Source organism: Chroococcidiopsis sp. CCNUC1 (assembly GCF_023546805.1).
In the GTDB taxonomy this organism is placed as follows: Bacteria; Cyanobacteriota; Cyanobacteriia; order Cyanobacteriales; family Chroococcidiopsidaceae; genus Chroococcidiopsis; species Chroococcidiopsis thermalis.
In genome coordinates this window covers 4,301,685-4,318,239 of the sequence record NZ_CP097480.1, presented here as the reverse complement: position 1 = coordinate 4,318,239, position 16,555 = coordinate 4,301,685, and the positions used below count along the sequence as shown (strand labels likewise).

The 16,555-nt window shown below is 43.2% G+C and carries 8 protein-coding genes and 1 pseudogene; 2 read left to right on the top strand and 7 right to left on the bottom strand.

The annotated features are described in order from the left end of the window. Positions 1-40 precede the first annotated feature (40 nt). Together M5J74_RS19810 and M5J74_RS19805 are read left to right on the top strand one after the other, a co-directional pair. A pseudogene (locus tag M5J74_RS19810) lies at positions 41-1,197 on the top strand (IS630 family transposase). Further along, complete coding sequence (locus M5J74_RS19805) at positions 1,198-1,446, top strand: hypothetical protein (RefSeq protein WP_250012910.1); 249 nt, start codon at positions 1,198-1,200, stop codon at positions 1,444-1,446. 75 nt (positions 1,447-1,521) lie between these two features. Here the strand turns inward: M5J74_RS19805 and M5J74_RS19800 are convergent, their stop codons facing one another. The 7 genes from M5J74_RS19800 to M5J74_RS19770 form a co-directional block, all read right to left on the bottom strand. Further along, entirely contained in the window at positions 1,522-2,523 is a 1,002-nt protein-coding gene (locus M5J74_RS19800) for an alpha/beta hydrolase (RefSeq protein ID WP_250012908.1), read from the bottom strand. A 63-nt stretch (positions 2,524-2,586) separates the two neighbouring features. After that, on the bottom strand, positions 2,587-3,330 hold the full coding sequence (locus M5J74_RS19795) for a thioesterase II family protein (protein ID WP_250012906.1): 744 nt from the start codon (positions 3,328-3,330) through the stop codon (positions 2,587-2,589). A gap of 116 nt (positions 3,331-3,446) precedes the next feature. Then, on the bottom strand, positions 3,447-4,745 hold the full coding sequence (locus tag M5J74_RS19790; protein ID WP_250012905.1) for a condensation domain-containing protein: 1,299 nt from the start codon (positions 4,743-4,745) through the stop codon (positions 3,447-3,449). Between the two features lie 36 nt (positions 4,746-4,781). Beyond that, positions 4,782-5,513, bottom strand: a complete 732-nt coding sequence (locus M5J74_RS19785) for a DUF6796 family protein (protein WP_250012900.1) — start codon at positions 5,511-5,513, stop codon at positions 4,782-4,784. Further along, entirely contained in the window at positions 5,503-10,116 is a 4,614-nt protein-coding gene (locus tag M5J74_RS19780; RefSeq protein ID WP_250012899.1) for a non-ribosomal peptide synthetase, read from the bottom strand. The genes M5J74_RS19785 and M5J74_RS19780 overlap by 11 nt, the downstream gene beginning before the upstream one ends. After that, positions 10,116-14,774, bottom strand: coding sequence for a type I polyketide synthase (locus tag M5J74_RS19775; protein WP_250017151.1), 4,659 nt, complete (start codon positions 14,772-14,774; stop codon positions 10,116-10,118). Before M5J74_RS19775 ends, M5J74_RS19780 begins: the two co-directional genes overlap by 1 nt. Before the next feature lie 104 nt (positions 14,775-14,878). Further along, on the bottom strand, positions 14,879-16,528 hold the full coding sequence (locus M5J74_RS19770) for a class I SAM-dependent methyltransferase (RefSeq protein ID WP_250012898.1): 1,650 nt from the start codon (positions 16,526-16,528) through the stop codon (positions 14,879-14,881). Between the last annotated feature and the right edge of the window lie 27 nt (positions 16,529-16,555).

The window sequence follows — 16,555 nt, the reverse complement described above, 5'->3', positions numbered from 1 at the left end:
GCATAAAATGGAAATTAAATAAGCGCGTGAAGCTAATGCTATGCCTGCCAAAGGATATCTAAATCAATCGCAGAAAGAGAATTTACAGCAAGCACTATCAGAGAGTAAAAATCCACAGTTTACATAGAGAATATTAATGTTGTTACTGATGGATGACGGGAAAATAACCCACGAAATCAGTAATTGATTGGGCTGTAGTTATAGAAGTGTAGCATATTGGTGTATACACGGAGATCCAGACAATTTAGACAGTTTAAAAGATGGCAGAAGTTAGGGAAATTATCGAAAAGCGACTGAGGAATATATCAATTTATTAATGGATGTGATTGAAAAAGACAAGAGCGAATTTGGATATGAGTTTGGACAGTGGACAACAGCCAGATTAGCTACATATATGAAAGAACAAACAGGAATCGAGCTAAGTGGAGAACAAATTCGGAGGATTCTTAAACAAAAAAGTTCGCTTACCTCTGGGGCGCGGGTTCGCTGGACAGAGTACTCTGTCCGTCGAACCCGCTTCAAAATACAGTCTAGAAGACAGACAAAGTCTAACGAAAAAGGAAGCATTTAAAGAAAAAAATCCAAGGATACTTAGAAGCCTCAGAGACTGAGCCGACAAAGATTCAAGTATGGTTTTGGGATGAGAGTGGGTTTAGTTTAAGAGTGATTCGCCGAAAAACTTGGGGCAAAAGAGGGTCAAGAAAAAAAGTGACAGGGCAACGGAGTCGTGGACGAGTAAATCTCATGGGAGGAGTGAGGTATCATGACAAAAAAAGAATCTGCTATTTCATTGAAAAAGGTAATGGTGAAAGCTTTTATGAACAATTAGAAAAGTTGAATGAGTTGGGAAAAACCGAATGGGTTATGCAAGGTAATCTCGAAGCGAATTTTTCTGAATCGGGATCAAAAATTTTGCTAGTCTTGGATAATGCTAGTTGGCACAAGAAGAAAGCAGTTCTAGCAGAGATTGAAAAAAACCTCTCGAATATTCAACTATATTTTCTTCCTGAATATAGCCCTGATTTTAATTTAGTAGAGCTAGTGTGGTATTCAGCTAAAGAATATATATCTCATAGGTTATTTAAATCAGTAGATGAGCTAAAGAGTTTATTAAATAGGTTGTTAAATCAAGGAGAACTCATAATTAAATGGGGACGAAAAGTTAAAAATAAGGGTATTACTGTTATTGCAAGCTAAATGTGGAACAGCTTAGCTAACTTTGTCGATCGTGCCGTGCCGTTAGGTGATGCTTACCGCTTGGAAACACGGATTGTGGTTTGGGAGGGTCACAATGTTTTAACTGTTCCCCTCAATGCTCTTTTCCGTTGTCAGGAAAACTGGTGTGCGTTCGTGGTAGAGAACGGTCATGCAAATAAACGTCAAGTCAAGGTCAGTCACCGCAGCAATTTAGTAGCAGCGATCGCAGACGGATTGGTAGAAGGATAAAAAGTTATCCTCAACCCATCTCAGGAAATGCAAGAAGGAACGCCAATTGCAGACCGTTGAATGCCGACAAGAGGGCTAGTGTACTCGGTTAATTACACTGACATTTGAATCGAAGGAGTCACCTACTCGATAAACATAGTTAAAAGCATCTTTGTCTTGAAGGATGTTTGCTCGTAAGAAAAGAGCGCTCCAACGGGCAAGTGTTTCTATTCCTACATTTTGGTTAATGGTAGGAGTATTGCGATCGGGTACTGTGCCTACAGGATTGTTAGTATTTGTAATGCTGTAGTGGTTAGCACCAATAATACTAATAAAAGATTTGGGTGGTTTTTGAATTTGGTTGTATGTTTCCTTGACTGAATCGAACGTGGCTAAACCATCTAAAACACCAGCTAAAGTAACTATGGGAATACCGTCATTCTCAATTGTCGGCGTTTGCTCGAATTGACCTAAAAGATTGAAGTTACTACCATAGAATGCCCCACCTACAAGTTCTTTTGGTCGAGTAAATTCGCTTTTGCAATACGGCAAAATACAAGTACCCTGAATTGCATTGAGTCCAACTACTCCTCCAGATGAGTGTCCGAGTAATACTAATTTGCTAGGATCGAGTAGTTTAAAAACAGGAGAATCTGGATGACGATTTTCTTGTTTCATGTAGTCTAAGACTTGATTCACCTGTTCCTGTTCGGAGAAAAAACCTTCTGGAAACCCAAAAGGCACAAGCACGTCATTTAAGTTATTGGGAACGACGACAACAAATCCGTATCTTGCTACTATACTAGCAAACTCCGAATAATTAGATTTATCTACAAACGTGCCTTGCAAAAATAAAGCTATGGGTAACAATTTAGTGTCAGTTTTAGGCTTAGATACGGGAAAGTATATATCAGCCGGATCGCCGCGATCGCCTATTGTTGTTTCGTAACTACTGACCTGTTGAAATAATGGAGCAACACTAAAATTGGTAGCCTCAACAGAGTCTCCAGGTTTCAAAGATATGAGAAGTGTTCCCAGCAGTGCTAAAAATGCTAATAATAATTCTCTTTTAATCTGCTTAATTACAGGAAAGCTCATAACTTAAAATAAATTCCTCTTTTTCGAGCGAGTAAACTTCGCGATTGCCATAGCTTAGATATTCTATAATACTTGGGCGATCGCTTGCAGTAACAGTGGCTGTGCAGTATTAATAAAAAAGTGGTTGCCTGGAAACATTTCGATTGAAAAAGCAGTATTAGTATGTTCGCGCCATGCTTCTAGTTGTTCGGAGTTTGTTTCGGGATCTTCTAAACCTCCAAAAACAGTAATCGGACATTCTAATCTAGGTTCAGAAGTGTAAACATAGGCTTCGTCAAGCACCAAATCTGCCCGCAGGAGGGGAATTAACAGTTGCATCATTTCCGTATTTTCCAACACTTCTTTAGGCGTACCGTTAAGACATTTTATTTCCTGCAAAAACTCTTGTTCTGGTAAAGCGTGTCTAGGCGACGGATCGGGAATATGAGGTGCTTGGCGACCAGACACGAACAAATGGATGGGACTGCTACTGACATTACGGCGAAAATATCTAGCTAGTTCAAAACCTATTAGCGCACCCAAACTATGACCAAAAAAGACATATGGCTTGTCTAAATAAGGAAAAAGAGCGTTACCGAGGGTCTGGACTAGAGGAGAAATCTGAGTGAAAGGAGTTTCCCTCAGGCGCGATCCTCTTCCAGGTAGTTGAATAGGACAAACTTCTACAAAACTTGGTAAGTCACGATTCCAAGTACGAAAAACTGTAGCACTACCACCTGCGTAAGGAAAGCAGAATAAACGTAACTTTGCTTGAGGATTGGGCTGATAATATTCAATCCAAGGAGTATTTGTGATTGACACCGCCATATAGTTATCCTATTTGAATTGTGCGAGAGTGACTATGATTATCAGTTGATAGTAAGCGATCGAGCGTTGACAAATATTGTCTGTTAAATTAGGTAAATATAATTTTTATAATATTTTTAGCAATTAACGAGATAAAATAACATATTTTCTGCCAGTTTTTCTATTTTGTCTCGCTCTATTAAAGGTTCTGAAAACATAAAATTCAAAAACATTTTGTCAGTGAAGGTGGTTGCGGCAACAGTGAAATTATTATTGACAATAGACTGAACTGGAAAAAAGCCGATTTCTTCTAGCTCCAATGAACCGTACATCTTTGCTATATCGATACTACCAATATTTGTCACAGCAACACTATCAGGTACTATTTTAGGATTCGCCAAACTCATATCGGTCATTAACTTATATGTCATGACTTTGCTAAAAAGTTCGTGGCGATTCATTAAACTAATATCAAGCTGGCTTTTCACTTGCCGAGCTAGCTGCCAAAAAGATAAATTCTTACTTACATTAAAAAATCCCGTGGCATAAGAAAACGCCACGATCGCATTTTCATCATTAATAACTGGGTCTAAAAATCTTCTGATGTCTATGGATGAATGACAGATAATTTCTACTGTTTCTTTCTCTACACTAATTATTCTTGTAGTTGCTAGTAGCATGGCAGCGCATAAAGCACCTTGCACAGTTGTTTTTTCTTGCTTGCAACGCGCTCTAAGTTTTTGGGTACAATTCTTGTCAAGCTGTCTGCGAACAAATCGATTGTAACGCTCTGAATTAGTAAAATTAGACCGATCGAATCCTAAAGATATTGGTCGATGCAAAAGAGATTTCAGAAAAGTACGCAATACAAATAATCCATTTGCGATCGCGCCTCTCACTCCTTTAGCAGAACTAGGTAGTAGTTCTTCAATCGATGAAAGTGCAGGTAAACTCACGATTGACAAATCTTTCTCACCCGCACTAATTTTTTGATAATAAGTTAATATTTCTGAGTGTAGTCTAACAACTGTTGAAGCAAGAGCGATCGCATGATGAACTGTAACGATTAAGTAACTAATATTGTTCTGGCTAGCAATCCGAACGAGTACTGCTCGTACTAATACTTTACTACTATCTAGTTTTTCGTTTAACTCCTCCTGAAGGATTTCTTGCCACTGTTCGGGATGAGATGCGATCGCAACCCGTAAAGGAATTTCGGGCGTACCTTCAGTTTCAAAATGAAGTAGTTCCGCCGAGCCAATAATTCGTGACTTTAGCCGAGGATGGCGATTTTGCAAACAGTCTAGAGCCTGTTTCAAAGTTTCTTCATTGAGGTTTCCTTTAATGCGGCTTGCCGTCACTATGAAGTACTTATCATAGCGATTCATGATTTCCATTGCTTGCTCTGTCGCACCGAGTTTTCTGTTATTATTCACAGTGATTTTTCAATGAATATCTAGTATTTTTTGCAGCTAAACAAAGGAACGTTTTGTCTTTGCTAAATTGGGTATTGCTTTTTCCTCCTTGTTCCAGACCGTAACAGTTGATATCGTGTAGAAAATCAAATTAGAACCGAAGAAAAACACTGGTGCTAAATATTCGGCAATAGTTTGTGGCAGCAGTGATAAAACTAATACTAAAGAAATCCCAATGAGAATTGGATTGAAAAGTGCCATCCAGCGAGGATAAAGAGTTTCTCCACCTAATACTAAAACCACAAAAATTATCGACCACAGTGCTAATCCGCTCAAAAAAACAAACTGCAACCCAATTTGAAGATCTTGAAACTCAGACAACATTTGAATTAAATAGGATTGCATTGATTCTGGCAAAGTATTTTTTACTCGCACGGCAGTGCCAAAAAAAGGTATAGTGCCGTTATAGACTGTGCCGATAGTTCCAGTAGCAATTTCAACGGCGATCAGAAGTAGAGTACCCAGTTGTCCGCTCGGTTTGAGAGCAAGGTAAATGTGCAATACAGAATATATAGCAATTGGGAAGCTCAAAACCACTAAGTAGTGACCGAGTACGAGTCGCCAATGCGGAACAGAAAATGGACTGGTTAAACTGTTGACTAAATTAGAAAATCCAGGTTCAATGTTTGGGCTGTAGAACATTAAATCCGCACCAATACATAGGAGAACTGATGCAACAATCCCAACAATGCCAGTTAATCTCAATATGTTACGACTTTCAAGATTCATGCGTGAATTCCTTCCTAGTTAAGACTAGCGATCGCAATGTATCGACAAATTTCTCAGACAGGTTTTCAATTGTGGCGCGTTGGTAGAAATTTTCACTGTAGATCCACTCAAACTGAAGCTTGCCCGAGCCAATTTTGGCAACAACAGCCAGTAAATGCTTGCGAATTCCTTGCGGGTCAAAATTCGAGCCAGTAGATTCTGGAGCAAGTTGAAACAGAGACGTATCGGAAAAATGCTGGTTTGTTTGACCGATGTAGTTAAAGGCAATTTCTGCTTCAGGTAGAGTTCTAAGTTGTTCGCTGATGTTTGGTTCTAAAGCCAAATAGCGGAGTAAACCGTAGCCAATGCCGCGATTTGGAACTTGACGTAACTGCTGCTTGACTGGTTGCAATGCTTGCTCTGGAGAATGAGCATTACCTAGCTGGAAAAAGACAGGGTAAATAGTAGTAAACCATCCCACTGTGCGAGACAAGTCTACATCTGCCAGGATGTCTTCTCGTCCGTGAGCCATCAAGTCTAACAAAATCGAATTTTTTCCCGTCCACTGACTGATGACGTGCAGTAAAGCACTCAACAAGACTTCTTGAATTTGAACGCCATAAGTTATCGGTAATTCCCGTAGTAAAGCCTGACTGTCTTTAACGTCGAGAAACCCAGAAACAACGCGGGTGGAAGATTCTGTATTCTTGCCAAGAGAATAATCCACAGGTAAGCGATCGCTCTGATGAGGCAGAGCTTTTAGCCAATAATCAAGTTCCTGCTGCATTTGAGCTGACTGAGCATACTCTGTCAGTTTTCTCGTCCATTGTTGGTAAGAGGTTGTCTTTGGTGGCAACTGAATAGTCTCACCCTGACTGAGCTGTTGATAAGCCGTTTGCAGATCTTCAATTAAAATTCGCAGAGAAACTCCGTCAATTCCCAAATGGTGGGCAGCGATCGCCATGCGATCGCCATGCTGGGAACCGAGATCGAAGAGTGCGAACCGAATTAGCGGTCCTGACGACATATTCAGCGTTGTCTGTAACTTGGCAGCAGCAGCTTCAATGGCAGGCGATCGCTCGTTCTCTGGGAGCTGTGATAAGTCAATGCGCTCAAAAGCTACAGTTTCTCCTAGAGCCTGGTTGTACTGCTGCCAACCCGATTTCTCGACACAACGAAGGCGCAGAGCATCGTGATGACACAAAAGATGCTGGCAGGCAGTTTCCAGCAGTGAGGCATCTAATTTCTGTTGCTGCAACAACAAACTTAGATTCCAGTGATGGGGATTGGGTAGATTTTGTTCTAGTAACCATAGTTGGATTGGAGCCAGCGGAACTAATCCGGTTACAGGTTGCTGTGAGGCTGGAATAGCTGGAGTCAGATCGGCTACAGCTGCTAGTTCGGCAATTGTAGGAGAGGCAAATAATTGTCTGGGAGTCAGTTGAATTCCGGCTCGATCGGCTTGGGCGATCGCCTGAATGCCAACAATTGAATCACCACCCAAATTAAAGAAATTGTCGTAAATACCAACTTGCTCAAGATGAAGCAGCTTTGACCAAATCTGTGCCAGTGTTTTTTCAATAGAGGTACGAGGTGGGACGAAACCTTTTTCCAATTCTACGATTTCCCCAGGTATTGGCAGCGATTGCCGATCTACCTTGCCATTTGGAGTCAGAGGCAAAGTATTCAGCAGGACAAAGCTGGATGGCATCATGTAAGCTGGCAGCTTTTGGCTCAAAAATTGCCGCAGTTCCTCGTCAGTGGGGGCTGGCTGTTCGCCTGGAACGACATACGCCACCAATCGTTTATGACTTTGTTGTTCGCTAACGGCTGCAACTACAGCATGAGCAACTGCTGGATGCAACTCTAGTGCTGTCTCAATTTCTCCTAGCTCGATACGATAGCCTTGAATTTTAACCTGAAAGTCTTCCCGACCGATAAAGCAAATGTTGCCATCTGGTAAATAATAACCGAGGTCGCCAGTGCGGTAAAGTCGCTCTTTTGTTATCGGATGAATGATAAAATTATTGGCAGTTTTTTCTCGATCGCGCCAGTAACCTTTAGCGAGTCCGACACCACCGATATACAGTTGCCCTGGAACCCATACGGGGACTGGCTCTAGATTGCGATCGAGTATGTGAAACTGTTGGTTGGTCATGGGACACCCATATGGAATACTCTTCCAAGCTGGGTTTACCTGTTGAATTGGGTAGAGAATAGACCAGATCGAGGCTTCAGTTGCACCACCCAAGCTAATGACTTGCGCTTTTTCGCTCGCAGCCATGATGCGATCGGGCAAACCGAGCGGAATCCAATCGCCACTGAGCAATACCAATCGCACAGAGGTAAGATTGACTTCAGCACGAACGGCAGCATAGTCTACCAGCATTTGCATCAAGGCAGGTACGGAATTCCAAACAGTAACCTGCTCTTGCAAAATTATTTCTGCCCAGCGTGATGGGTCTTTGGTAGCCGAAGCTTCAGGGATAACTATAGTTCCCCCAGCGGCAAGAATGCCAAAAATATCGTAAACGGACAGGTCGAAACTCAGGGAGGAGAGAGCTAGCACCCGATCTTGCGATCGCACGTTAAAACGTTGATTAATATCAACAATCGTGTTGATAGCACCACGATGATCGATCGCGACTCCTTTGGGCGTGCCAGTAGAGCCAGAAGTATAAATGACGTAGGCGAGATCTGTCTGTTGCTGTAATGGTTCTAGGGGGCGATCGCTTTCACCTGCTAGCTCTTGGGTGTCAACGCACAATCGGATCGTACCTTCTGGAAATTCTAATGCTGAATCCCACTGTGACTGAGTTAGTATTATCCGTACCTCTCCTTGCTCTAGCAAATACCACTGGCGCTCTTGAGGCAGAGATGGATCGATTGGTAAATAGGCGGCTCCGGCTGTAAGGATACCTAAAACGGCAACGACCTGCTCCCAACCTTTTTCCATCACGACAGCTACTAATTGGTTGGGGCGAGCGCCCAATTGTCTCAACCTGCGTCCTAGTTGATTGGTAAGATGAAATAATTCTGCATAAGTAAAGGTACGGTTGGGTGTCACTACAGCAAGTTGATGCGATCGCGCTTCTACCTGCCGAGCAAACAGCGTGTGGAGCAGCCCTGCTGGTATTGGTGCGGTGGTGGAGTTGATTGCTTGCCGTTGCGCCAAATCTACTGGTACGAGGCTTGTTGTTTGATGCCATGCCTCTTCTTCATCAGCTAGGCGCTGGAGGAGATGACAATAGGCACTGAACATATCATCCAGCAGCCCTGGAGGAAAAAGTTCTGCAACCACATCCCAATTGAAAACTAAAGTGCCTGCCTGTTCAAACACCTGATGATCTAGCCATACCTGCGGTGTCTGAGTAATACCGTAGACAGTTTCCCCAGTCTGATTTGCGATCGCCGTGTTGTCTTGACTTAAATTGTCTAGAGTTAGAGTACTGGTGAATACAATCGGCGCGATCGCTTTTGTCTTGCCTCCTTGCGATCGCGATAATTCCCGCAAGACGCGCACGCCACTAAAGTGCCGATACTCTAGATCTGCCCATAACTGTTCCTGTAAACTTCTTGCTCGTTCTGCAAATGTTGCTGGGGCTGATTCTTTAACTTCCAGCAACGTCATCGAGGTAAAATCTCCGACCAGTTGATTTACCTGGGGATGTAAAGGCAGACGGTTGAATAAGGTTAAATTAAGCGTAAATTTAGAGGTTTTGCCCCAAAATTTGAGAATATCGACAAAAGCAGTGAGTAAAATTCCAGAAGGGGTAATCCCAGCCTTTTTTGCTCGATTTTTCAGTTGCATCCATTGCGGAGGCGATAATGTAGCACTCATCCGCTGAAATTTAGGTTTTGTCAGCAGAGCTGGATTTTGTGCCAAGGGTAAATCTGGTGCTGGTGGCAGCGTGGGGATGCGATTGAGCCAATATTCTTTCGCCCGTTGGTAAAATTCTTCTGTTTGTAGCGATAATTCTGTTAGAACGTAGTCTCGGAATGATATTTCTATGGGAGAGAGGGCAGCATCGGGATTTTGATAAAGAGCGTCGAGTTCCTGAAACAGGATTTGCAAACTCCACTGGTCGGCAATTAAGGCATCGATACTAAAGTGAATTCTGGTGCGCCGATCGTCTAACCGCGAAGCGCAAATTTCAAACAAAGGACAGCGATCGGTTGGTAGGACTTGATGAGACATCCGCTGCCGAATTGCCTCTAACTGAGCAGCCACCTTCTCTGAGCTTTGTCCGCGCAAATCTACAACTGGAATTTGATAAGCAGGTACGGATGCTAAAATTTGTTGCTGTCCGTGAGGATGTACGATCGCCCGCAGCATATCGTGACGCTCGATTAATCGCTGCAAGGCTAAGTTATACCGTTCTAAATCTAAATTGTCGCTTTCAAATTCCGTATAACCTTGGCACGACACATTACCAATTTCAAAAGTATCATTGCGACCGATCAGGTAGGCTTGTTGAATGTCGGTTAATGGGAAGGGTTGATACCGTCCTTCTAGATCGGCTCTGAGAGATGGCAGCGATCGCTGCTGGGATTGAATGTCTTCTTCCTCCAGCAAATACATTAGCAACTGGCGCTGCTCGGCAGAAAGTCCACCCATGCTCATCAAACGCGACCTCCTTTTTGCTTCACGTCAAGCTCTTCTCTCACTTGTTGGGTAGACATTTCCTTAACCCGCTTTAGAGTCCGAGCAATTTTTGCTGTCTGTCCTGGTTTTGCTTCGTTGTCAATAATGACTTGTGCTAAAGCTGCTACATTAGCTTTGTTAAATAGGGTGGGTAGAGGTAGTTCTACCTGAAAGGTATCCCGTAGTTGAGCCACCATTGGCAGGGCAACGAGGGAATCTCCACCCAATTCAAAAAAGTCATCGTAGATCCCGATTGAGTCAATGCCCAAAGTTTCTTGCCAGATGTCTGCGATCGCTTGCTCGATCTCATCACGGGGAGAGACGTAAGTATTACTTAATGTCGGTCGTGGGTGGAATTTGGACTCGCGATCGCGATCGGCTACGGTCTGTAGGGGTGGTAACGTCCAAGTCCGGTCTTGCTGAATTTGCGTTTGCAGCTCGTGGGTGGAAACGATCGCCTGGGACAATTGACAACCCAGAATCCGGCTCAACGCATCCAGCCCTTCTGAGGACGTCATGCCTTGCTGCCATTCTTTGCCTGTCAGTGCTTTCTGCCGAGCTTCGACAGCAATTGACATACCGACACTTTGCCAATTTTCCCAGTTAATAGACGCGGTGAACGTGTTATCTCTCAAAGATTTGTAGTGAGCAAAAGCATCCAGAAATGAATTGGCAGCGCAGTAATCTGCATATCCCACTTGACCGCGAATGGAAGCAATTGAAGAAAAAAGGATGAAAAAGTCTAGATGCGTATCCTTGAGGACGAGATCTAGTACTTTTGTTCCTTGAACTTTGGGGACTAAATTACCATCTGCTGTTTCTGGAGTTTTGAGTTGAATTAAACCACCGCCATAGACTCCTGCTGTGTGGAACACTCCTTGAATCTGACCGAATCGCTCAGTTGAAGAGGCGATCGCGTCTTGCATTTGTGCCAAATTAGCTACATCAGCACTCAAGACTAGCACCTCAGCACCCAGATTTTCTATGGCTTGCAATCGCCGAATTTTGCAACTAATCTCATCAGTGGCTTCGTGGCTTGCCAGCCATTGTTTCCATTCATCTCGGTGGGGAAAAGCCGATCGCCCCAATAAAACTAGCTTTGGTTGCACTGTCTTAGCTAGGTATTCAGCAATGACCAAACTCATGCCACCCAATCCACCTGTGAGTAGATAGACTCCGCCTTGCTGCAATCGCGTTTTCTTGGCGACAGTTGACTCTAATTTGACTGGCTCGAAAGCTTCTACCCAGCGATGAGTTTCCCGATAGGCGATCGCGATATCTGACGAATTTGCGGCAAATTCTGCTATCAATTGTTCTGTGAGTTTTTCTACTGGTTTTCCGGCTTCAGGCAGCACGATATCAATGCTGCGACAAGCGATTTGGGCGTATTCCTGTGGAATCACGCGACATAGACCCAGAATAGTTGCTTTTTCTGGGTAGAGCAGCTCCGATCCCCAGACTCCCTGCATATTATTGGATACAACCTGGATTTGCACGGAATGCTTAATTTCCCTAGCTCCCAGTGCTTGTGCTAAATATACTAGGCTGTCATAGCTGAAAACTTGAGCCTTTTCCAACGGGCGATCGCTGGGCGTGATATTCCACAAATGGGCGATGACTTGAGGCTGCCGATCTCGATCGCCCAGTTCTGCCAATAAAGCTTGATAGTCTGCGCGGGTTGCTGGATTAATGGTATAAACGCGATCGCTGATGCGGCAAAACTCCTCTCCAACCAGCACTGCGATCGCTTCTCGACCCTCAAGTTGTAACCGTTTGACTATTCTCTCACCCAAGCCACATTCATCAACAAACACTAACCAACACTTACCAGCTAATTCTCCTGGTGGTAATGGCTCTGGTGGTAAGGAGCGTTTCCACGATGGGATGTAAAACCAGTCGGTAATATCGGGTTTTCTGCCAGTTGTTACTTTACCGTTACTGGCAGCAGAAAGTTGCTCTTGTGGCTCAATCCAATAACGCTGGCGTTCAAATGGATAGGTTGGCAAGGGTAGGCGATGGCGTTGTTCCCAGGCATAAAATCCCGACCAATCTATCGTTACGCCAGCAAGCCACAACTGACCGAGGGTATTGAGCAAAAATGCTAAATCTGATTCCTGGCTCTTGGGATGGCGCACGCAAGAAAGTACGACTTGTCCAGCCAGTTGCGAAGAATGCTGTCGCACCAACGTACTTAGCGTGTTTCCAGGTCCTACTTCTAAAAAAATTTGCTTTGACTGTTTTAGTAACTCTGTAATTCCTTCTGAAAATCGTACTGGTTGACGTAAATGTTTTGCCCAATAATTCGGGTCTGTTGCTTCTGCTGCGGTAATCCAACTACCAGTGACATTAGAAATAAAAGGAATTTGTGGCGGCTGAAGGTGAATTTTCTGAACTTGTTGAGTGAATGGCTCAATGATGGAATCCATCATTTGGGAATGAAAAGCATGGGAAGTATGCAAACGGCGAGAGTTTATTCCCTGTTGTTGCAATTGACGTTCTAGTTGCTCTATAGCTGTAAAGGAACCCGAAACTACGCTCAGATTCGGGGCGTTGCTGGCTGCCAACTGTAGAGACGTTTCATGAAACGTCTCTACTAGTAGAGATTTTACCTCTGATGCTGACAGGGGAACTGAAAGCATTGCACCTTGGGGTTGTTGCTGCATCAGCCGTCCTCTTACAGCCACGAGTTCTAAGGCATCCTCTAGGGAAAAAACGCCAGCAATACAGGCTGCTACATATTCCCCAATGCTGTGACCGATCGCAGCTACTGGCTGCACGCCCCAAGAATTCCACAGTTTTGCTAGGGCGTACTCGATCGCAAATAATGCTGGTTGAGTAATCGCAGTTTGTTCTAATGTAGCTCTGGCTGTTTCTAGCTGCTCGTCGCCAGGATATAGCACTTGGCGTAGATCTAGCCCTAGATAAGGTTCGAGTTGTTGGCAGCAGCGATCGATTTGTTCTCGAAATGTCGGTTCGTTATCGTAGAGTTCCCTAGTCATGTTGGGATACTGAGAACCCTGACCAGTAAACATAAATACAACTGGATGCTCTTTACGTATATTGCGATCTTTCGATGCTTGGGACTTGGTAAAAACTCTTTGCGGATCGTTTGATTCCAGCACTTTGATTGCATCATCCAAGTCTTTGACGACTGCAACTTTTCGGCGATCGAACGCTTTTCGACCTACCTGTAGGGTGTAAGCTACATCTGCCAAGTTGAGATCGGGATGTTGCTTGAGGCGATCGACCAGATTTACTGTAGCCGCTTCTAGGGCAGAATCAGTTTTTGCCGATAGCACTAAGAGTTGATATTTTCTCCCTTGTTCCTGCTGCCTAGACATAACAGGAGCTTCTTCTAAAATTGCATGGGCATTAGTACCACCGACACCGAAAGAACTCACTCCGGCACGGCGGGGAGTGCCGTTTGCCTTCCATTCGGAAAGATGGTTGTTAACGTAAAAGGGGCTGCTGGCATCAATTTGGGGATTCAGCACCTCAAAGTGCAGGCTAGGTGGCAGTAACTTGTGCTGGAGTGCTAGGACAGTTTTGATTAAACTACCGACACCAGCAGCAGCATTCATGTGTCCCACATTCGTCTTTAAAGAACCGATCGCGCAGTAACCCTGCTTTTGAGTACTAGCATGAAAAACCTTTTTCAAAGCAGCAATCTCAATTGGATCTCCCAATGACGTTCCAGTACCATGCGCTTCTACATAGCCGATTGTTTCAGGTTCAACTCCAGCCATAGCCAGTGCTTCGGCGATCGCCTCCGCCTGTCCATCTACGCTAGGCGCTGTGTAGCCAACTTTGGCAGCACCGTCGTTGTTGATTGCTGCACCTTTGATAACTGCATGAATGTAGTCCCCATCTGCGATCGCCTCTGCCAATCGTTTTAAAACCACAACTCCTACACCATTGCCTCCAACAGTTCCCCGTGCTTTGGCATCAAAAGCCCTACAATGTCCATCCGGTGAAAGAATTCCCCCTTCTTCATACCAGTAACCGCTCTTTTGTGGCACTTTAATTGAAACTCCACCAGCCAATGCTATATCGCATTGATAATCGAGCAAACTTTGACAAGCTAAACCGATCGCGACTAATGAAGTAGAGCAAGCAGTTTGTACGTTGATACTGGGTCCAGTCAGGTTTAATTTATATGAGGTACGTGTAGCCAAGTAATCCTTATCATTGGCAATTAAGACTTTTAAAAATTCTTTTCGCAAAAGTTCTGGAGATAGATTAAACAATAGATATGTATTCAAACCTGCACCAGCATAAACGCCAATTCGTCCTTCATAGCGATCGGGAACGTAACCAGCTTGCTCGATCGCTTCCCAAGCACTTTCTAAGAAAATACGATGCTGCGGATCTGTGAGTTCGGCTTCTCTAGGACTAAAATCGAAAAAGGAAGCGTCAAATAATTCTACATCATCTAAGACAGCCGATGCTTTCACAAAATGCGGATGATTTTGAATTTCCGGTTTCGGCTTTTCCTCTAATTCCTGCTCGGAAAAAAATGAGATTGATTCTACACCGTTTTTCAAATTGTGCCAAAATTCTTCAAGATTCTTAGCTCCTGGAAAACGACAGCTCATCCCAATTATTGCTAAATCGTTAGTTACGTATGTATCTATCATATTCACAATCTGTATTGTTTTGTATTTTTATGCAATGGTATTAGCAATCGATTCTCAGCCCCAAACCCCAGTAAATAGAAGTTAAAATTTTTAATTTTTAACTTTTAACTTTTGACTTTTCTATGTTGCATTTTTTGAGCTGATTGTTTACGCTTTTGAGCGCGATCGCTAGCTTGTTGAAATAAAGGTTTGTCAGTTTTTTCTTGACTTAAATTGTCAATTCGATCGTTTTCAGGCGTTACTTGCGCGATCGCAGTAAGCGATCGTAAATCAACTCGACCATTTTCATCCAGAGGTATATTATCTAAAAGCCTGTAAGCAGAAGGGATTTTATATTCAGGTAATCTATCCTTCAGAAAATTGTGTAACTCATATGGTTTAAACTGCTTTCGCGATGCAGATTTCCGAGCAACTATGAGATTTTGTCCCATAAAATCGGTTGGAGAACCAGTTTCAGGAAAAGCTACTATTTTTTCAAAGCCATGAGATTGTAGAGTGTTATGCCATTTTTCTACCGATAGAACTGGTATATTGTTTTCCACTCTTTCATCTTCAAATTTACTAAAACCATGTACGAATCCCATTGTGGTCATAACTGTGCGATTGTATTGCGTTAGTTCGATGAGTAACAGCAGACCGTTGGGGGCTAGTAGCGAACGAATATAGGATAATGTTTTTGATAGGTTGCCAGCAATATGAAGTACGTTTGCTGCTACAATTACATCAAAACTTTGCAGTTGATATCCTTGTTCTTGAGGACTTTTTTCAATATCTAGTTGCTTGTACTCAACAAATGGATAGTTTCTAAACTTTTTCTTAGCTGGCTCCATAAAAAAAGTTGAAACATCCGTGTATGTGTATACCGTTCGATTTAGTGGTAACACGGGTAGTAGTGATGCTGTGGTTGCACCAGTCCCAGCTCCAACCTCTAGTATTTTCAAGGGTGTTTCTGGCTGCCAGAATTGCACCACCGAGCTGAAAATTTCTCTAGCAATGCTGTTGTAGTAATTAGCTATGGGATTAAATTGATATGCACTATCTGCTGTATCTAAAGCACCTTGAGCAAAGAATAACTCTAGAGGATCGACTTCACCTTTGAGCATTGCCACATGATTGTCAGCACTTTGTTGGAGATAGCGGAGATTATTTTCTAAATGTGGAATTGATTCTCGTGGCATCAATTTCATATGTTGTTGAACCTGATGCCAACAGTCGTCTAGAGCAATCGGTAAGGGGTGAGGATTGACAAAGGTTTCTTCGCTTTCTCGCTGTAACAACCTATCTTCTTCTAGGACGCTTAACCATTGTTGAATCAATTTTTGGTAGCGCGGTTGAATCTGACACCGACTGAGTAACTCGCGTGTAGAATACCTTTCCTGGGGATGGATGTAAACACCCATGTTCCTAAGGGTGTGACATATATAGGCAGTACTCAAACGCTCCACAGATGCTGATAAGGATGAGAAAGTCTGAAGATCTATCCCCGATTCAGGTGGTTGCTGAGCTTTTTGGTGTCCCGTATTTACTAGAGATTGCCAAAGGTTTTGTATCTGTACAGGATTACCTTCGATCTCAAATAGAGCAGATGCATTCTTTAGATCTGGAACTACATAAGCCACCAATTGTTGATTCTTATCCGATTCTCCTACAGCAGTGACGGTAACTTCGCTAACTGCTGGATGCTGCATTAATGCAGTTTCAATTTCTCTGATTTGTTCTCTGATTTGAGTATTGGTACTACCTGAAATGCTCATAGTTGTTTTTCCTAAAACTAGAAAAAA